This is a genomic window from Bradyrhizobium sp. B117 (assembly GCF_038969555.1).
Lineage (GTDB): Bacteria > Pseudomonadota > Alphaproteobacteria > Rhizobiales > Xanthobacteraceae > Bradyrhizobium.
The window spans coordinates 7430290-7447802 of the sequence record NZ_CP152414.1; the positions used below are offsets into that span (position 1 = coordinate 7430290).

The 17513-nt window shown below is 63.8% G+C and carries 17 protein-coding genes and 1 tRNA gene; 15 read left to right on the forward strand and 3 right to left on the reverse strand.

The annotated features are described in order from the left end of the window. The first annotated feature begins 4 nt into the window (after positions 1-4). From AAFG16_RS35930 to AAFG16_RS35940, 3 genes are all read left to right on the forward strand, one after another. Positions 5-550 carry a peroxidase-related enzyme gene (locus tag AAFG16_RS35930; protein ID WP_283087052.1) on the forward strand — a complete coding sequence of 182 codons (546 nt, stop codon included), beginning with the start codon at positions 5-7 and terminating at the stop codon, positions 548-550. 44 nt (positions 551-594) lie between these two features. Further along, positions 595-1242 (forward strand): NAD(P)H-dependent oxidoreductase, encoded by a 648-nt coding sequence (locus AAFG16_RS35935; protein ID WP_283081137.1) that lies wholly within the window; start codon positions 595-597, stop codon positions 1240-1242. 112 nt (positions 1243-1354) lie between these two features. After that, positions 1355-1873, forward strand: coding sequence for a DUF3788 domain-containing protein (locus AAFG16_RS35940; protein ID WP_342732944.1), 519 nt, complete (start codon positions 1355-1357; stop codon positions 1871-1873). Here AAFG16_RS35940 and AAFG16_RS35945 read toward each other — a convergent pair. Beyond that, positions 1791-2189 carry a hypothetical protein gene (locus tag AAFG16_RS35945; RefSeq protein ID WP_342732946.1) on the reverse strand — a complete coding sequence of 133 codons (399 nt, stop codon included), beginning with the start codon at positions 2187-2189 and terminating at the stop codon, positions 1791-1793. The genes AAFG16_RS35940 and AAFG16_RS35945 overlap by 83 nt on opposite strands. Before the next feature lie 569 nt (positions 2190-2758). On the opposite strand from AAFG16_RS35945, the gene AAFG16_RS35950 reads away from it, so the two are divergent. From AAFG16_RS35950 to AAFG16_RS35960, 3 genes are read left to right on the forward strand one after another with little or no spacing between them, the layout of a single operon-like run. Beyond that, a complete protein-coding gene (locus tag AAFG16_RS35950; RefSeq protein ID WP_342732948.1) occupies positions 2759-3835 on the forward strand; it encodes a hypothetical protein in 1077 nt (358 codons plus the stop codon). Further along, positions 3769-4083: a hypothetical protein gene (locus AAFG16_RS35955; RefSeq protein ID WP_342732950.1), complete on the forward strand. Its 315-nt coding sequence runs from the start codon at positions 3769-3771 to the stop codon at positions 4081-4083. Before AAFG16_RS35950 ends, AAFG16_RS35955 begins: the two co-directional genes overlap by 67 nt. Before the next feature lie 13 nt (positions 4084-4096). Beyond that, positions 4097-4339, forward strand: coding sequence for a hypothetical protein (locus AAFG16_RS35960; RefSeq protein ID WP_342732952.1), 243 nt, complete (start codon positions 4097-4099; stop codon positions 4337-4339). A gap of 38 nt (positions 4340-4377) precedes the next feature. Here AAFG16_RS35960 and AAFG16_RS35965 read toward each other — a convergent pair. Beyond that, positions 4378-4452, reverse strand: a tRNA-Gln gene (locus AAFG16_RS35965). Between the two features lie 241 nt (positions 4453-4693). Between AAFG16_RS35965 and AAFG16_RS35970 the strand changes: the two genes are divergently transcribed. Further along, positions 4694-6469, forward strand: coding sequence for an acyl-CoA dehydrogenase (locus AAFG16_RS35970; RefSeq protein ID WP_342732954.1), 1776 nt, complete (start codon positions 4694-4696; stop codon positions 6467-6469). 254 nt (positions 6470-6723) lie between these two features. Here AAFG16_RS35970 and AAFG16_RS35975 read toward each other — a convergent pair whose 3' ends face one another. Next, the gene (locus tag AAFG16_RS35975; protein WP_342732956.1) at positions 6724-7962 is read right to left on the reverse strand and encodes an MFS transporter; all 1239 of its coding nucleotides are present in this window, start codon (positions 7960-7962) and stop codon (positions 6724-6726) included. A gap of 254 nt (positions 7963-8216) precedes the next feature. On the opposite strand from AAFG16_RS35975, the gene AAFG16_RS35980 reads away from it, so the two are divergent. From AAFG16_RS35980 to AAFG16_RS36015, 8 genes are all read left to right on the forward strand, one after another. Then, positions 8217-8975 carry an enoyl-CoA hydratase-related protein gene (locus AAFG16_RS35980; protein WP_342732958.1) on the forward strand — a complete coding sequence of 253 codons (759 nt, stop codon included), beginning with the start codon at positions 8217-8219 and terminating at the stop codon, positions 8973-8975. Positions 8976-9199: 224 nt separating this feature from the next. Further along, a complete protein-coding gene (locus tag AAFG16_RS35985) occupies positions 9200-10855 on the forward strand; it encodes a bifunctional metallophosphatase/5'-nucleotidase (RefSeq protein WP_342732960.1) in 1656 nt (551 codons plus the stop codon). A 124-nt stretch (positions 10856-10979) separates the two neighbouring features. Beyond that, on the forward strand, positions 10980-11909 hold the full coding sequence (locus AAFG16_RS35990; protein ID WP_027558318.1) for a histone deacetylase family protein: 930 nt from the start codon (positions 10980-10982) through the stop codon (positions 11907-11909). A 74-nt stretch (positions 11910-11983) separates the two neighbouring features. Continuing rightward, a complete protein-coding gene (locus AAFG16_RS35995) occupies positions 11984-12235 on the forward strand; it encodes an exodeoxyribonuclease VII small subunit (RefSeq protein WP_342732963.1) in 252 nt (83 codons plus the stop codon). Positions 12236-12836: 601 nt separating this feature from the next. After that, the gene (gene dxs / locus AAFG16_RS36000; RefSeq protein ID WP_342732965.1) at positions 12837-14765 is read left to right on the forward strand and encodes a 1-deoxy-D-xylulose-5-phosphate synthase; all 1929 of its coding nucleotides are present in this window, start codon (positions 12837-12839) and stop codon (positions 14763-14765) included. A 178-nt stretch (positions 14766-14943) separates the two neighbouring features. Then, positions 14944-15498: a nucleoside 2-deoxyribosyltransferase gene (locus AAFG16_RS36005; RefSeq protein WP_342732967.1), complete on the forward strand. Its 555-nt coding sequence runs from the start codon at positions 14944-14946 to the stop codon at positions 15496-15498. A gap of 26 nt (positions 15499-15524) precedes the next feature. Then, positions 15525-16259: a TlyA family RNA methyltransferase gene (locus tag AAFG16_RS36010; RefSeq protein WP_342732969.1), complete on the forward strand. Its 735-nt coding sequence runs from the start codon at positions 15525-15527 to the stop codon at positions 16257-16259. After that, positions 16252-17499: a methyltransferase gene (locus AAFG16_RS36015; RefSeq protein ID WP_342732971.1), complete on the forward strand. Its 1248-nt coding sequence runs from the start codon at positions 16252-16254 to the stop codon at positions 17497-17499. The genes AAFG16_RS36010 and AAFG16_RS36015 overlap by 8 nt, the downstream gene beginning before the upstream one ends. Positions 17500-17513: the final 14 nt, after the last annotated feature.

Below are 17513 nucleotides of genomic sequence, written 5' to 3' on the forward strand. Positions count from 1 at the left end.
TACGATGGCAAGGACTGTTGCCCTGAAGCAAGAACAGGTGCCGGTTGAATCGAAATCGACCCTTGATGCGTTCACCAAGAACATCGGGTTCACCCCAAATATGATGGCGGCCTTCGCGCAGAGCCCAATCGCATTCAACTCCTGGGCCACTCTGCTCGGCTCCCTGAGCAAAGCGCTCGACGTGAAGACACGCGACAGTATCGGACTCGCGGTCTCCGAGGTGAATGGTTGCAACTATTGCCTGACGGTTCACAGCTTCACAGCCGAACGCATGGCGAAGCTATCGGCCGATGACATCATTCTTGCCCGAAAGGGCCATGCCAACGACCCGAAGCGGGACGCCGCCGTCCAGTTCGCACGCAAAGTCATCGGGACGCGCGGGCACGTCAGCGATGCCGATCTGAAAGCGGTCCGCGAGGTTGGCTACACCGATGCGAACATCATCGAGATCGTAGCATTGGTGGCCATGTACTCGCTGACGAACTTCTTCAACAACGTTTTCGATCACGAGAAGGACTTTCCGGCCGTCGCCCCGGCCGGCTCGATCTGAGCTTGGTCGCGTCGCAATCTCACGAAGCAATTGGAATCGATCGCATGAACATCCTCCATATTGATTGCAGTCCGCGTCAGGATTCGCATAGCCGCCAGCTTTCGGCGGCGATCGTCGAAGAGCTTCTCGAGGTTGCGCCCGGGGCGAGCATCACTCGGCGTGATTTGGGGACTGAACCCTTGCCTCACGCCGTGGCGGATTACGCGGTCACGCTGTCTTCGCTGGCCACGTTGGCGGCTCCGCTGAAGGGTGCTCTGGACGTTTCCGAAGCGCTTATTCAGGAAGTCGAGGCGGCCGATGTGATCGTCATGGGAACGCCGATGCACAACTTCACCATTCCCTCGGTCCTCAAGGCCTGGATCGATCAAATTCTGCGCGTCGGTCGCACGATGAAGTCGACGCCGTCCGGAAAGGTGGGAATGCTCCGGGATCGTCCGGTTTTCATCGGCGTCGCTTCCGGTGCCGTCTTTTCTGGCGAGCGAGCCAATCAGCCGGATTTCCTCACGCCGTACCTGACGCTGGCGCTGAACTCCATTGGGCTGAAAACCCTGCAATTCCTCCCGGTACAGGCCACTGCGTTTCTTGACGGGGACAAGGCCACCTCAGCGAGGGACAACGCTCTTGCCGCCATCGACCTTACGCTCATGGGAGAGCTTCGAGGCGTCCTCGAGCGGCCTGCAGTGCTCTCGTGATGCCCTCCTGCTCTGGGGACGGTCGCACCAGCAGCATTCAAGAGCGCGCCTCTTGGTACGCTCGCATCATAACCCGCCGGCCTCCGCCGGACTATGAACACGAGGTCTTTCGATGATTTTACCTGCCGGTACGCTTCCCCAGGTCGGCGACAGGATCACCGACAAATCAGCATCGCCCGATGACAGCGCCGTACGCAAATGGCTCGGACCAGATGCGTTCGCGCATTGGGCTGAGCTGCGGAACTGGATCGACGAATTCTACCCTGGAATTTTCGCGCCGGACTGGCTCTACGGTGGCAAGAATCGCGGTTGGTCTCTGCGCTACAAGAAAACCAAGGCGTTCTGCACCTTGGCGCCGGAATACCGAAGGTTTTCGGCTGTGGTGGTGATGGGTGGCGCGGAACGAGAGAAGTTTGAGGAGCGGCGCTATGTCTGGCGGCCGCAATTGGTCAAGCTCTACGATGAAGCCAAAACATACATCGACGGGAAATGGCTGACGGTTGCTATCTCATCGGCAGATGATCTGCATGATGTGACGAAGCTTCTGACTATGAAGCGCCCGCCAGATGTATCGTCGGCATCACACAGCAATTCAACATCACGGTCGTCGCGGAAGGCGTCGAACCGATAGCTAACTGCGTGAAAGATCTAAAAGACTTGATCAGCTTCTTCTTGCCGTCAATCGATGTCCCGACCGAGGTAACATCTGCAACGAAGACGGCGGAACGGTCGATCTTGTCGAAGATGGTACGGGCGAGATCGGGGCTGCCCGAGACACCTTGCCGATCATGGTCCAGGTGAATGCCTTCGCGCGTCTCGGCGGCCGTGGGCTCCTCAACATCGCGCGCCTGCTTTAGCTCCTCAATGACGAGCTTTAGCGCGTCGCGCACGAAGTGGCGGCCAATCCTACCCGGCGTATCGGACTGCCAAGACCAGAAGATTTTCATTTGGCAGCTCTCTTAGCCCATTTGGAGCTGAAATTTGGGCTGAATTTACACACTCTCTGACACACTCACCTGCAGCGCTGAGTTTCATGGCGTAATATCAGATAGTTACCTTAGCCATACGGGACACAGGGCGCTCTCATTAATCGCGCCTAGTCGGACGAGGGCTATGGCGCGGGGGATAGCACGCCAACACAATTGTAAGCACGCCGCGCTGTCTTTTTCTACGATTTGCCTGCTGGGGCCGTTTCAAGCGTGGCTGGTGATTGGCATCATCGGCCGTCGCCAGACGAGCAAAATGCTCGATCCGATTCCTATAGCTCCCGTTGACCCTTTGCGATGGTACGTTCTGCCATAATTCCAGCAGGTTCTTGGCCGCGTCGTATGCCAGCCGCAATCGCAGCCGGGTATTGCGGCGAAACAACTGTAGAGGCCTTTCTCAAACGAGTCGGTAAGGAGTATCCTCGACCACGTGTGAAAGAAGGGAGGCGTCAGCTGTGGTTGAGAGACGATCTGGACCGAGCTATCGCCCCGGACATAGTGCCGGGCGACCTCGCCGAGGATTTGTGACGTTGGAGCGGCCGCTTCCACGCTTTGTGGAGGTGCGTCGGCTTGCCCGCGGTTCGGTCGCATTCTATTTCCGGATTCCCACCTATTACCGCAAACTCGGCTGCGAGATGGCAAATGAGCCACTTGGGACGAGCTACGAAACTGCATGCGGCGACGACGGAAAAGGCGGACGCGCCGCCACACTCAATGCCTTGTTCGATGAATGGAACAACCAGCGCAGAGGCCAGCCGGGTGAGCAGGGAAAGATCGCGCGCTATGGCACGATCGATTGGCTGTTCCGACAATACAAGACGGAGAAGGCGTATACTGAGAAGGTCTCAGCTCGGTCGCGCCCCGACTACGAACGGATCATGCAAATGATCTACGACACCGTCGGTAAGAGCGGACGGCGGATCGGCGAACGGCAGATCATGGAAGTTACGCCACGAGCCGCCGATAAGATCTACGACAAAATCATCAACGGCCCGAACGGCATCAGACTGCGGCAGGGAGAAAAGGTGGTTGGGCTCTGCCGAAAGGTATGGCGGATCATGCGTCGGCTACACCCGGAGCTGTTCGATAAGAAGCACCCGAACCCCTGGGACGATTTCACCCTCAAGAGCCGCACCAAGACCAAGAAGCACGCGGTCACTCGAGAAGAGGTCTATAAATTTGCATGGGGCTGCATCAAAGAAGGGCGGCCTGAACCAGCGGCCGTCGCGGTGATCTGCTTTGAATGGCTACAACGACCGGAGAACGTGGTGGCCGGGTTTTTGACTTGGCCCGACTATCGCAGCAAGAACTGGCCACACGCCGTGCGCATCGAGCACCACAAGAACAAGGCGTTGGTCTGGCATCCGCTCGAAGAGACTCTCGACGGAGAGACCATCAAGTTTTACGCCGAAGCGGAGGACGTCTTGAGCCATCTGCCCAAGCTCGGCGTCCCGATGATCATGCGTCGGATCCAAAAGGGTGAACGCAAGGGCGATGCCAAGGTGTGGTCCTACCCTGGCATGGAAAAGTGGTGCAGCAGATGCGCAAGAAGATCGACGGCGTGTCAAAGCTGTTCACGCTTGATGCCTGTCGACACGGCGGCATGACCGAACTCGAGGAAGCCGAACTGACGGACGGCCAGGGTCGTGCACTCTCGGGCCACAAGACCGCACAGGCCTATCGCGGCTATGCTAAGGAAACGATGATGCGAGCGTTGGCTGCGACCCGTAAGCGGCATGCACATCTCTTGGCGCAGAAGGAGCTCGATCAGCAGAATGCTGATGGAGCAGCATCACCGCGAGACGAAATGCAGACCTCCCCAACTTCGAAGACTAGCGTCCGATCCCAAGGATAGACTTGGCGCTTCGTTGAACGCTGCAAAAGGCGGCGGGCTTCTGCAACTGTCGATCCCGCACGCGACGTCAACGGCAGCGGTCGGAAACTTGCAACGCGTAGACAGCGTTCATCCGCTCAATTCGTATTTTGATAAGTTGAGCGGCGTTCAACCCACGACGACTTCGCATCGGTCGTCGACCAAAAACGAAACCAGCACAGAATTTCCAAATGCGAGGCAAACGGAATTTCCAAATGCGCTGGAAATTCTGCTTTGAGCAGGACCGTTTTCATAACAAGATCAGCGCGTTGGCTTTGGCTGGGGCGGGAGGGATCGAACCTCCGAATGGCGGAATCAAAATCCGCTGCCTTACCGCTTGGCTACGCCCCAACTGGCGACCGGAACTGGCGGAAGCGCGGGCTACCGCAGATTCCCTTCGGTCGCAGCCGGTCTATAGGGAGCGGCGCGGCATTTCAACCGCCTGGAGGGGCAAAATACCACCGGTCCGGGGGCGGCCGCGCCCCACTCTATTATAGGACCGGGCGCCCCGTTCCGTCCCCGCCTCCCGCCCATTGAGACCTCCGCCGTTTCATGGGAATACGGCGCCAATGATGTCCACGGGGAGTGAGCCATGACCTACCGCGCGCCGATTTCTGACATGCTGCTGTCGCTCAACCATGGCGCCGGCCTGAAGGCTGCGGTGGAAGCCGGCCATTACGGGGATTTCGACGCCGACATCGCCGCGGCCGTGCTGGAGGAAGCCGGCAAGTTCGCAACCGACGTGCTGGCGCCGCTCAACAAGGTCGGCGACGAGCACGGCATCAAGCTCGATGACGGCAAGGTCACGACCGCGCCGGGCTGGCCGGACGCCTACAAGCGCTGGACCGATGGCGGCTGGAACGCGGTCTCGGGCCCGGAAGGTTTCGGCGGCCAGGGCCTGCCGCTCGCGATCAACGCGGCCTGCACCGAGATCTGGAGCGCCTCCAACGTCGCCTTCGGCCTCTGCCCGCTGCTGACGGCCTCCGCGATCGAGGCGCTGGAGGCGCATGGCAGCGACGAGCTGAAGACAATCTATCTCGAGAAGCTCGTCACCGGCGAATGGACCGGCACGATGCAGCTCACCGAGCCGCAGGCCGGCTCCGACGTCGGCGCGCTGCGCACCCGCGCGGAGAAGCAGGCCGACGGCACCTATCGCATCAAGGGGACGAAGATCTTCATCACCTATGGCGAGCACGACATGACCGACAACATCGTGCATTTCGTGCTGGCGCGCCTGCCCGATGCGCCCGCCGGTACCAAGGGGATCTCGCTGTTCCTGGTGCCGAAGTTCATGGTCAATTCCGACGGCTCGCTCGGCGCACGCAATGACATCTTCGCCAGCGGCGTCGAGCACAAGCTCGGCATGCATGCCTCGCCGACCTGCACCATGACCATGGGCGATCATGGCGGCGCGATCGGCTTCCTGATCGGCGAAGAGAACCAGGGCATGCGCTGCATGTTCACGATGATGAACCAGGCCCGCCTCGGCGTTGGCCTCGAGGGCGTCGGCGTTGCCGACCGCGCCTATCAGCAGGCCCTCGCCTATGCCCAGGAGCGCAAGCAGGGCCGCGCCGTCGGCAAGAAGGGCGACGGCTCGGACCCGATCTTCGTGCATCCCGACGTCAAGCGCATGCTGATGCGGATGCGGGCGCAGACGGCGGCCGCGCGCACCATCTGCTATGCCACCGCCGTGGCACTGGACGTCTCCATTCGCGCCAGGGATCCCAAGGTTCGTGCCGATGCTGCCGCGCGCGCAGCGCTGCTGACGCCGATGGCAAAGGGCTATTCCACCGACATCGGCAACGAGGTCGCCTATCTCGGCGTGCAGGTGCATGGCGGCATGGGCTTCATCGAGGAAACTGGCGCCGCGCAGCACTATCGCGATGCGCGCATCACCGCGATCTACGAGGGCACCAACGGCATCCAGGCGATCGATCTCGTGACGCGCAAGCTCGCGGCCAATGGCGGCGCTGCGGTGTGGGCGCTGCTCGACGAACTCGCAGCGACCGTCAAGCAGGTGGAGACGTCCAACGATCCCGCCTTCGGCACCACCGGCGTGAAATTGCGCGAGGCGCTGGAGGCCTTGACGCGCACCAGCAAGTGGCTGCTCGAGCGCGTAACGTCCGCGCCGAACGAGGCGCTCGCCGGCGCAACGCCGTATCTGCAGCAGTTCGGCGCGACGCTCGGCGGCTGCATGCTGGCGTCCGAAGCACTTGCCGCGAAGGCCGATGGCCTTGGCGATGCGCCACGCTACGTCTCGCTCGCACGCTTCTTCGCCGAGAACATCGCGGTGCAAGCCGGCGCGCTCGAGCGCACCGTGACGGAAAGCGCGGACTCGGTCGCGGCGGCGGATGCGGTGCTGTTGTAGGCGACGTTCCGCTTTGACTGCGATGTAACGGGAGGCATCTCCACTCCCCGCTGTCATTCCCCGCCACCGGGTCTCGCCTTCGGCGAGCCCGATGACAGGCTCCGGCGGGGAATCCAGTACGCCGTGGCTTCTCGGTCAATCACTGATGTCTCGGAGTACTGGATCGCCCGACCAAGTCGGGCGATGACATCGCGTGTGTGCTATGCGCCTGCCACAAGCGAAGCTTTCCCGGATCGCGCTTCGCTCCATCCGGGCTACGAAGCCACGACCTTCACGCGTCTCCCCGGCCGCCACAGCACGATGCCCGCGGCCACCAGATCCAGCATCACGCACATCGAAAACGCCGTCGTGTAATTGCCGGTAAAACTGTGCACGAGGCCGACGATGCCGGGGCCGAAGGCGCTGACGATACCGCTGATCGAGGTGCCCAATCCCATCGCCGCCGCGAAGGCGGTGGAGCCGATCTCGCGCTGGATGATCAGCGGTGGGAACGTGATCATGTTGCCGATCGAGAAGCCATAGACGGCGCAGCACAGCAGCAGCACCGTCGGGCTGGTGGTCTGCAGGAGCACGAACAGCGCCGCCGCCTGGCTCGTCATCGACGCCGCGCAAGCGAGCCGGGGATCGAGCCGGTCCACGAACAGGCCGAGCGATAGGCGGCCGACCACCGCCATCGCCGCCATGATGGTGACCGCAAGGCCGGCGGCGTGACGGCCGATCAGCGGCTCGAGGAACGCCACCTGGTGGATGATGAATCCCATCTGCGCCAGCAGCGCGATGGCGATCGGCAGCACCATGGTCCAGAACGCCGCGTTGGCGAGCAGGGTCCTGCGCGAATGCGCCGGCGCGGTCACACCGCCCGCGGCCGCACGCCCGCCGGAGACCGGCGACATCCCTGCGGGCCAGCCGATGAAGCCCACGACCACCGGCAGCACCAGCCCGACCATCACGATCGTCGCCGTGAGCATTGCCGAGCGGAAGCCGATGCTGCTCGTCAGCGACAGCAGCAGCGGCACGAGGATGATGCCGCCGCAGGTAGCGCCGTTGAACGCGAGACTGAGTGCGAGCCCGCGGCGCCGCTCGAACCAGGCGTTCAGCACCGTCGCGATCACCACGGTGCCCATGCCGGCCCAGCCGACCGCCATCAGCGCATAGGCGAGATAGAGCTGCCACGGCGTCTGCATCAGCGCCAGCAGCGCGGTTGAAGCGCCGAGCGCCGACAGGCCGCACAGGATCAGCGCGCGCAGCCCGATGCGGGCGAGCAGATCGTCGGTGAAGATGACGAGGACGGAGGTCAGCAGGAACGAGAAGGTGCTGGCGGCGGAGACCAGCGTGCCCGGCCAGCCATGAGCGCGCTGCAGCTCGGCAAGATAGACGCCCTGGCCGTAAAGGCCGAAGCCGAACATGAAGAAGGCCATCAGGAAGCAGGCCAGCACCACGCGCCAGCCGCGATAACGCAGCGAGGATTCGTCAACTCCCGTTGCAGCAATCATCGGTCGAGCGATCGGCCAAGATGAACGACATGCGCAACCCTGCCCCACAACCAACGGTTTTTCAAATGAAACATTGTAGCCAATTGTTGCAATGCGCAACGGCTCGTGAGACACCATGCGGCGAGCGCCATACGCCCGCCTCACGGGGTCGTTCCCGAAAAGGTCGAGCTGCCGCATTGGCACGCCTGCAAGATCATGTAGGCTGAGGCTTGCGAGACTCGCCAGCAGCGGCGCGGCGGGTGCAGGGGGTTGTTATGGCGAATGGCAATATCGTCGTCACCGAAGAGCGCGGAACCCGCGTGATCACCCTGCGCCGCCCCGGCAAGAAGAACGCGATCACGCAGGACATGTACCGCGAGATGAGCCGCGCGATCGACACCGCGCAGAACAATCCCGACATCCGCTGCATGATCATCACCGGCGGCTCGGGCGTGTTCACCGCGGGCGACGACATCGACGACTTCCTGAAAGCCGACGCGGCGCGCCCGGAGACGCTGTCGAACGGCGCGAAATTTCTCTATTCGCTCGCGCTCAACGTCAAGCCGATCATCGCGGCGGTCGACGGTGCCTCGATCGGCATGGGCACCGTGATGCTGTTCCATTGCGATTACGTGCTGGCCTCCACTGCAGCGACCTTTTCGGCGCCCTACATCAATCTCGGGCTCGTGCCGGTCGGCGCAGCCAGCCTGTTGATGCCGAACACGATGGGCTACCAGCGCGCCTTCGCCATGCTGATCATGGGCCGGACCTTCACCGCCGAGCAGGCCGAAGCCGCAGGCTTCGTCAACACCGTGGTCTCGCCGGGACATACCGAGGTCGAGGCCCGCAAGGTGGCGCGCGAGATCTGCAGGCTGCCGGCCGAGGCGGTCGCGACCTCGCGCAAATTGCTGCGCGCGGCCCCGGAAGCGCTCACCCGCCGCATCGACCAGGAAGCCCATCTGTTCGGCGAGCGGCTCAAGTCGGACGAAGCCGTCGCCGCGTTCAACGCGTTCGCGAACAGGAAGAAGCGCTGAGGAGCTTGTCCCCTCTCCCCTTGTGGGAGAGGGTGGATCGCCGCGGAGCGGCGAGACGGGTGAGGGGTTGTCTCCGCAGGCTCCTCTCTCAACGTAATTCGCGGAGACAACCCCTCATCCGGCGCTTCGCGCCACCTTCTCCCACAAGGGGAGAAGGAAGAAAGCAGAGCGCGTTCACGACAATGCTTCGTGAAATCTTCGCCCGGACCGACTAGTCTGGTTCCATGCGATACCGATCCATCCTTGCCGCGCTCGCGCTCATCTCCGCCCTGCCCACCTCGGCCCAAACCACAGCGCCGGTCGAGCTGCGCATTCTCGCGATCAACGATTTTCACGGCAATCTACGGCCGCCGCCGGGTGGCATCCGCATTGGCGATCCCGAGGACAAGAGCAAGAAGGTCATGGTCGCCGCCGGCGGGGCCGAGTACATGGCGACGCTGGTCAAGCAGCTGCGCGAGGGGCACAAGAACACGATCTTCGTCGCCGCCGGCGATCTGATCGGCGCGAGCCCGTTCCTGTCGGCGATGTTTCATGACGAGCCCACGGTCGAAGCGCTGTCGATGATGGGGCTCGCGATCACCTCCGTCGGCAATCACGAGTTCGACGAGGGCAAGACCGAGCTCCTGCGGATGCAAAACGGCGGCTGCCATCCGCTCGACGGCTGCCAGGGGCCGCATCCGTTCACCGGCGCCAAATTCCACTATCTCGCGGCCTCCACCGTGGAGACCGCGACCGGCAAGAGCGTGCTGCCGCCTTACGAGATCCGGGAATTCGACGGCATTCCCGTCGCCTTCATCGGCCTCACCTTGAGAGAGACCGCGGGCATCGTCTCGCCGTCAGGCATTGCCGGGCTCGAATTCCGCGACGAGGCCGAGACGGTGAACGCGCTGGTGCCGCAGCTGAAGGCGCGCGGCGTCGAGGCGATCGTGGTGCTGGTCCACCAGGGCGGCGAGCCCTCGGGCGACTACAATGAATGCCCGGCGATCACGGGCCCGATCGTCGACATCGTCAAGAAATTCGACCGCGCCGTCGACGTCGTCGTCAGCGGCCACACCCACCGCGCCTATGTCTGCGACATCGACGGACGGCTCGTCACCAGCGGCGACAAATACGGCACGCTGGTCACCGCGATCGATCTCAAGCTCGATCCTGTTACCCGCGACATCGTCGGCGCGAAAGCCGAGAACGTCATCGTCGCCAACGCCTCGCTGGCGAAAGACCCCGAGCAGACCGCGCTGATCGAGTCCTACGACAAGCTCGCAGCGCCGATCGCCAATCGCCCGGCCGGCTCGGTCACGCAGACGCTGTCGCGCGTGCCGAACGAGGCCGGCGAGAGCGCGCTCGGCGACGTCATCGCCGATGCGCAGCTCGCCGCAACCAAGGACACCAAGGACGGCAGCGCAGTCATCGCGCTCACCAATCCCGGCGGCATCCGCACCGATATCGTGCCAAAGGAGAACGGCGCGATCACCTTCGGCGACGTGTTCTCCAGCCAGCCGTTCCGCAACCGTCTCGTCACCATGACGCTGACCGGGAGCCAGCTCAAGGACATGCTCGAGCAGCAATGGCTCGATCCGAAGCGGCCGCGGATCCTCCAGGTCTCGAACGGGTTCAGCTACACCTGGGACGCATCGAAGCCGTTCGGCGAGCGCGTCAGCCTCGACAAGATGACGCTCAACGGCACGCCGATCGAAGCCGGCAGCACCTACCGCGTCACCCTCAACGATTACCTCGCCGTCGGCGGCGACGGCTTTACCGTCGCCAAGCAGGGCACCACGCCGCAATATGGCGGCTATGACGCGGACGCGCTGTTCGCCTTCTTCCGGGCGCACGGACCGATAGGTCCGCTGCCGCCAACCCGCATCCTCCGGGTGAATTGATCCGGATCAAACGGGGCCCACAGTTTGCCATTCCCCGGGGAACGCCTAGATTGGGTTTTGCATTGCGTTTTGGCGCCGGATGCGTCAACGACGTCGAGAGCCCGTATTCTGTGAGGCCGACCTGATGAGCACGCTTCTCCTCTCCCACAAGGCCTGCCTCGACCACGTCACGCCGCCGGGACATCCTGAACGGCCCGACCGCCTGCGCGCGGTGGAGGAAGCGCTGTCGCATGAGCGCTTCCAGTTCCTGGTGCGCGACCAGGCGCCGGAGGGCGATCTCGATCTCGTGACGTTGTGCCACAACGAGCATTACGTCACCGAGCTGCGTCACATCGCGCCGACCAGTGGCCAGGTCTATATCGACGGCGACACCTCGATGTCCCCCGGCACGTGGGAAGCGGTAATGCGCGGCGTCGGCGGCGCGGTGGCGGCGACTGAAGCTGTCATGAACGGCGAGCACCGCAATGCCTTCGTCGCAGTGCGCCCACCCGGCCATCATGCCGAGATCGGCAAGCCGATGGGCTTCTGCTTCTTCGACAATGTCGCGATCGCGGCGCGCCATGCGCAGCGCAAATACGGCATCAAGCGCGCGGCGATCGTTGATTTCGACGTGCATCACGGCAACGGCACGCAGGACATCTTCTGGTCGGACCCGACCGTGATGTACTGCTCGACGCACCAGATGCCGCTGTTTCCGGGCACCGGCGCCAAGGGTGAACGCGGCGATCACGACACCATCGTCAATGCACCGCTCGCTTCCGAGGACGGCGGCCCTGAATTCCGCTCCGCGTTCGAGAGTCTGATCCTGCCGCGGCTGGAAAAGTTCAGCCCCGAGCTGCTGATCATCTCCGCCGGCTTCGATGCGCATTACCGCGATCCGCTGGCGTCCCTGAATTTGCGCGCCGAGGACTACACCTGGGTCACGCGCAAGCTGATGGACCTTGCCGACAAGTCCGCAGGCGGGCGCGTTGTCTCCGTGCTCGAAGGCGGCTATGACCTGCAAGGATTGAAAGAATCTGTTACGGCGCATGTCGGCGCCCTCATGGGCGCCTGACGACAATCGCCACATTAAGCCCGCAAAACCTGCCTTCACTCCAAGGAAAGCGAATAGGGCAATCGGAAACGGATATGGCCGAAAACACCCAAGTCGACGTCTCCAGGCTCACCTTCGAGCGCGCGATCGAGGAACTCGAAACGATCGTCAAGCGGCTCGAGGACGGCAAGGTGCCGCTCGAGGAATCCGTGACGATTTACGAGCGTGGCGAAGCCTTGAAGCGCCGCTGCGAGGACCTGCTGCGCCAGGCCGAGGCCCGCGTCGACAAGATCACCACCGATGCCAGCGGCCAGGCCACAGGCACCACGCCGCTCGACGTGCAGTAAGGCCGACACGCCCAATTCCATTCTGCCCGGCGCCGCCTGCGTGAAAGGCTTCATGCGGGAGTTCCGTCCGTATTTTCCGTGGCGGGGTAGTTCCGCGAGCGTTCCGGCTGCGGAACCGGTCAAATCCAACGCCTCCGCAGGCCGGAACCAGGCCACAAGCGGGCAAAAAGTACATATTTTCACCGAAAAGCGCTGCCAACGAAGCAGTTGGGGAGGAACCGCCGGTCCCTGCCCAAGGTTAACCAATCTGGCCCGCCGGTTGCAGCTGCATGACCGTAATCGGCGGGGCGGGTTGGCTTTGGCCCAAGCTTTGGTGTAAAGCTGCGCGGAGTGTGGCTTTTTGCAAGCCTTGCGTGGGCACTGATTACCGACGACAAGCGCTTCAAACTGCTGGTGAATTGGCTGGGACGGACGAAGCCGATCTAAGTGACAGGGATCACAGAGACTGAACCGGAGCGCACCTAAGCTCACCTAAGCTTGAAGACGGGGCCGTGCCCCAGGCAGGTGGCTCCGACGGTTTTAGGATTCGCGCTGCGCCGATATTGTGCAAACCCATCGCGCACCGGAACGACCTTCCGGCGCTGACAAATTGGAAATCGCCGTGAACGCATACAGTAAGACGCCGCTTCTCGACACCATCCGGACCCCGGACGACCTGCGCAAGCTCAAGATCGAGCAGGTTCGCCAGGTCGCCGACGAGCTACGGCAGGAGACCATCGATGCCGTCTCGGTGACCGGCGGTCACTTCGGCGCGGGCCTCGGCGTGGTCGAGCTCACCACCGCGATCCACTACGTCTTCGACACGCCGCGCGACCGGCTGATCTGGGACGTCGGCCATCAGGCCTATCCGCACAAGATCCTCACCGGCCGCCGCGACCGCATCCGCACGCTGCGCACCGGCGGCGGCCTCTCCGGCTTCACCAAGCGCAGCGAGAGCGATTACGATCCGTTCGGCGCCGCGCATTCCTCGACCTCGATCTCGGCCGGTCTCGGCATGGCCGTCGCGCGCGACCTCTCCGGCGGCAAGAACAACGTTATCGCAGTGATCGGTGACGGTGCGATGTCGGCGGGCATGGCTTATGAGGCCATGAACAACGCCGGCGCCATGAACTCGCGCCTGATCGTCATCCTCAACGACAACGACATGTCGATCGCGCCGCCGGTCGGCGCCATGAGCGCCTATCTGTCGCGCCTCTACTCCGGCAAGACCTATCGCACGCTGCGCGACGCGGCCAAGCAGATCAACAAGCGCCTGCCCAAGATCATCGCCAACCGCGCCAACCGCGTCGAGGAATATTCCCGCGGCTTCATGATGGACGGCGGCACGCTGTTCGAGGAGCTCGGCTTCTATTACGTCGGCCCGATCGACGGCCATAACCTCGACCATCTGCTGCCCGTGCTGAAGAACGTGCGCGACATGGAGGAAGGCCCGATCCTGGTCCACGTCGTGACGCAGAAGGGCAAGGGCTACGGCCCGGCGGAAGCCTCCGCCGACAAGTACCACGCCGTCGTCAAGTTCGACGTCGCGACGGGCACGCAAGCCAAGGCCAAGCCGAACGCGCCGGCCTACCAGAACGTGTTCGGCCAGAGCCTCGTCAAGGAAGCCCAGAAAGACGACAAGATCGTCGCCATCACCGCGGCGATGCCGTCCGGCACCGGTGTCGACATCTTCAACAAGGCGTTCCCGGACCGCACCTTCGACGTCGGCATCGCCGAGCAGCACGCGGTGACCTTCGCCGCCGGTCTTGCCAGCGAAGGCTACAAGCCGTTCTGTGCGATCTACTCGACCTTCCTGCAGCGCGGCTACGACCAGATCGTGCATGACGTCGCGATCCAGAACCTGCCCGTCCGCTTCGCCATCGACCGCGCCGGCCTCGTCGGCGCCGACGGTGCGACCCATGCCGGCTCGTTCGACAACGCCTATCTCGGCTGTCTGCCCAACATGGTGATCATGGCGGCGGCGGACGAGGCCGAGCTGGTGCACATGGTCGCGACCCAGGTCGCGATCGACGACCGTCCGAGCTCGCTGCGCTATCCGCGCGGCGAAGGCCGCGGCATCGAGATGCCGGACGTCGGCGTTCCGCTCGATGTCGGCAAGGGTCGCATGATCCGCCAGGGCAGCAAGATCGCCCTGCTCTCCTTCGGCACCCGCCTCGCCGAATGCGAGAAGGCCGCCGACGAGCTCGCCGCCCTCGGCCTCTCCACCTCGATCGCGGACGCGCGCTTCATGAAGCCGCTCGACACCGAGCTGGTGCTCAAGCTCGCCCGCGACCACGAGATCCTGATCACGATCGAGGAAGGCTCGGTCGGCGGCTTCGGCTCGCATGTCGCGCAGTTCCTGACCGACCAGGGCGTGCTCGACAGCGGAATGGTCAAGTTCCGCTCGATGGTGCTGCCTGACGTGTTCCAGGACCACGACACGCCGGCGGCGATGTACGGCCGCGCCGGTCTCGACGCCAAGGGCATCGTCGCCAAGGTGTTCGAGGCGCTCGGCAAGGACGTGAAGACCGAGACGGTCAAGCTGGCCTAAGCCATCGCGACAGACGCTGGACCCCACCTCTCCCATCGGGAGAGGTCGGATTGCGCAAGTAATCCGGGTGAGGCGTTCAGGTCCCACGTGAGAGCGTAACCCCTCACCCGGCGCTTCGCGCCGACCTCTCCCGATGGGAGAGGTGTGGCACCGCGCTTCGCATCGGCAGACCTCACCCATGAAAATCTATCTGGCAGGCCCCGACGTGTTCCTGCCGGATGCGGTTGAGATCGGCCGGCGCAAGGTCGAGATCTGCGCGGCGCACGGGCTCACCGGCCTCTATCCGCTCGACAATGCCGTCGACCTCGACGCACCCGACGCCGCGCGGCAGATTTTCTGCGGCAACGAGGCGATGATGGACGAGGCCGACGCCATCATTGCCAATCTCATCCCGTTCCGCGGCGCCGGCGCCGATCCCGGCACCGTCTACGAGCTCGGCTACATGGCCGGCCGCCGCAAGTTCTGTCTCGCCTATTCCAACGATCCCGCCACCTATGCCGACCGTCTCGGCCGCCTCGCGCACGTCACCTCCGAGGACGGGCGGCTGGTCGATGCGCAGGGGCTGACGGTCGAGGACTTCGGCCTCGTCGACAACCTCATGATGATCCATGCGCTGGAGCTGCACGGCTGCCCCTTGGTAACGCCGGTGCAGATGCCTAACGACGTCTGGAACGACCTCGCCGCGTTCGAGACTTGCGTCCGGATGGCGGCCGCGCAATTGATCGCTACATAAGCGCTCAGTCGCTTCCGGAGAGAACGATGTCCCCTGCCCGCAAGCGTGCGGATGTTCTGCTGGTCGAGCGCGGCCTGTTCGAGAGCCGGGCGCGGGCGCGCGCGGCGATCGAGGCCGGCCTCGTCACGGCCGACGACAAGCAGGTTGCAAAACCGTCGGAGACGATCGCCGAGGATGCCGTGATCCAGGCCGAACCCGCGCACCCCTACGTCTCGCGCGGCGGCGTCAAGCTCGCCGGCGCGCTGGAGCGCTACCCGATCGAGATCGAGGACCATGTCTGCCTCGACGTCGGCGCTTCCACCGGTGGTTTTACAGAAGTGCTGCTGGCGAACGGCGCGGGCCTCGTCTTTGCCGTCGATGTCGGCACCAGCCAGCTGCATCCCTCGCTGCGCGGTCATCCCAAGATCGTGTCGATGGAGGAAACGGACATTCGCAGCTACGACGGCAAGCGCCTGCCGGCGCGGCCCGATGTCGTCGTCATCGACGTCAGCTTCATCTCGCTGAAAACCGTGCTGCCGGTGGCGCTGTCGCTGGCGGCAGCGCCGATGAGCCTGCTCGCGCTGATCAAGCCGCAATTCGAGGCGGAGCGGAAGCACAACAAGAAAGGCATCATCCGCGACACCGCCGTGCATCAGGAGATCTGCGACGACATCGCCGCCTTCGCCGCTTCGCTCGGCTGCACCGACATCGAAATCTTCCCCTCGCCGATTACGGGCGGCGACGGCAACATCGAATTCTTCCTGGGCGCGCGCCGTGGTTGAACGCTTGAGGATCGATCACGTCGGCCATCGCGGCGACGGCGTCTGCCTCGACGCCGGCGAAGCGATCTATGTGCCTTACACGCTTGGCGGCGAGACCGTCGAGGTCGATCACGTCGCGGGCAACCATCCTGATCGCCGCAAGCTTCTGGCGGTCGATGTCGCCAGCCCCGAGCGCATCGAACCGTTCTGCCCGCATTTCGGCATCTGCGGCGGCTGCGCGATCCAGCACTGGGCAGCCGAGCCGTACCGCGCCTGGAAGCGCAGCATCGTGGTCGAGACGCTGGCGCAGGCCGGCATCGATTGCGAGGTGGCGCCGCTGGTCGATGCCCACGGCGCCGGCCGCCGTCGCGTCACGCTGCATGGAAGATTTGGCACACATGACGTGCTCAAGGTCGGCTTCTCGGCGGCGAGCTCGCACGACGTCATCCCGATCCATCGCTGCCCGATCCTCGATCCCGGCCTCGAAGGTGCACTCGACGCCGCCTGGGCGCTGGCTGAGCCGTTGACATCGAAAATGCTGGTGACGAAACCGCTCGACATCCAGGTCACCGCGACCGTCAACGGCCTCGATGTCGACGTGCGCGGCTCCGGCCCGCTGCCGACACCGATCGTCACCGCGCTGTCGCGCGTCGCCGAGCAGCACCGCCTGGCGCGGCTGACGCGGCATGGCGAGCTGGTGCTGCAACGTCTGCTACCGATCGTGAAGATGGGTCGCGCTGACGTGACGTTGCCGCCCGGCTCGTTCTTGCAGGCGACGGTTGCGGGCGAAGAGACGCTGGCCGCGCTCGTCGCCGAGCGCGTCGGCAAGGCCAAGGAGGTTCTCGACCTCTTCTGCGGCGTCGGCCCGTTCGCGCTTAGGCTTGCTGAGAAGGCGCGCCTCACCGCCTATGACAACGATGCCGGCGCGATCGCCGCACTCGCGAAAGCCGCGCGCACGCCCGGCCTGAAGCCGATCAGGTGCGAGCCGCGCGATTTGTTCCGCCGCCCGCTGGTGCCGCAGGAGCTGCGCGATTTCGACGCGGTCGTGTTCGATCCGCCGCGCCAGGGCGCGCAGGCGCAGGCGCTGAAGCTTGCCGCGAGCAAGGTGCCTGTGGTGATCGCAGTGTCCTGCAACAGCGCAACGTTTGCCCGCGATGCGCGGCTCTTGATCGATGGTGGTTACAAGATCGAGAACGTGGTGCCGGTGGACCAGTTCCGCCATACGCCGCATGTGGAGCTGGTGGCGCGATTTACGCGGTAGTCTTTTTGTTTGAG

What these genes read in the sequence shown, in the direction of transcription:
- AAFG16_RS35930 (WP_283087052.1), top strand. Translation starts at nt 5, where the DNA reads ATGGCAAGGACTGTTGCCCTGAAGCAAGAACAGGTGCCGGTTGAATCG.
- AAFG16_RS35935 (WP_283081137.1), top strand. Translation starts at nt 595, where the DNA reads ATGAACATCCTCCATATTGATTGCAGTCCGCGTCAGGATTCGCATAGC.
- AAFG16_RS35940 (WP_342732944.1), top strand. Translation starts at nt 1,355, where the DNA reads ATGATTTTACCTGCCGGTACGCTTCCCCAGGTCGGCGACAGGATCACC.
- AAFG16_RS35945 (WP_342732946.1), bottom strand. Translation starts at nt 2,189, where the DNA reads ATGAAAATCTTCTGGTCTTGGCAGTCCGATACGCCGGGTAGGATTGGC.
- AAFG16_RS35955 (WP_342732950.1), top strand. Translation starts at nt 3,769, where the DNA reads ATGCGCAAGAAGATCGACGGCGTGTCAAAGCTGTTCACGCTTGATGCC.
- AAFG16_RS35970 (WP_342732954.1), top strand. Translation starts at nt 4,694, where the DNA reads ATGACCTACCGCGCGCCGATTTCTGACATGCTGCTGTCGCTCAACCAT.
- AAFG16_RS35975 (WP_342732956.1), bottom strand. Translation starts at nt 7,962, where the DNA reads ATGATTGCTGCAACGGGAGTTGACGAATCCTCGCTGCGTTATCGCGGC.
- AAFG16_RS35980 (WP_342732958.1), top strand. Translation starts at nt 8,217, where the DNA reads ATGGCGAATGGCAATATCGTCGTCACCGAAGAGCGCGGAACCCGCGTG.
- AAFG16_RS35985 (WP_342732960.1), top strand. Translation starts at nt 9,200, where the DNA reads ATGCGATACCGATCCATCCTTGCCGCGCTCGCGCTCATCTCCGCCCTG.
- AAFG16_RS35990 (WP_027558318.1), top strand. Translation starts at nt 10,980, where the DNA reads ATGAGCACGCTTCTCCTCTCCCACAAGGCCTGCCTCGACCACGTCACG.
- AAFG16_RS35995 (WP_342732963.1), top strand. Translation starts at nt 11,984, where the DNA reads ATGGCCGAAAACACCCAAGTCGACGTCTCCAGGCTCACCTTCGAGCGC.
- AAFG16_RS36005 (WP_342732967.1), top strand. Translation starts at nt 14,944, where the DNA reads ATGAAAATCTATCTGGCAGGCCCCGACGTGTTCCTGCCGGATGCGGTT.
- AAFG16_RS36010 (WP_342732969.1), top strand. Translation starts at nt 15,525, where the DNA reads ATGTCCCCTGCCCGCAAGCGTGCGGATGTTCTGCTGGTCGAGCGCGGC.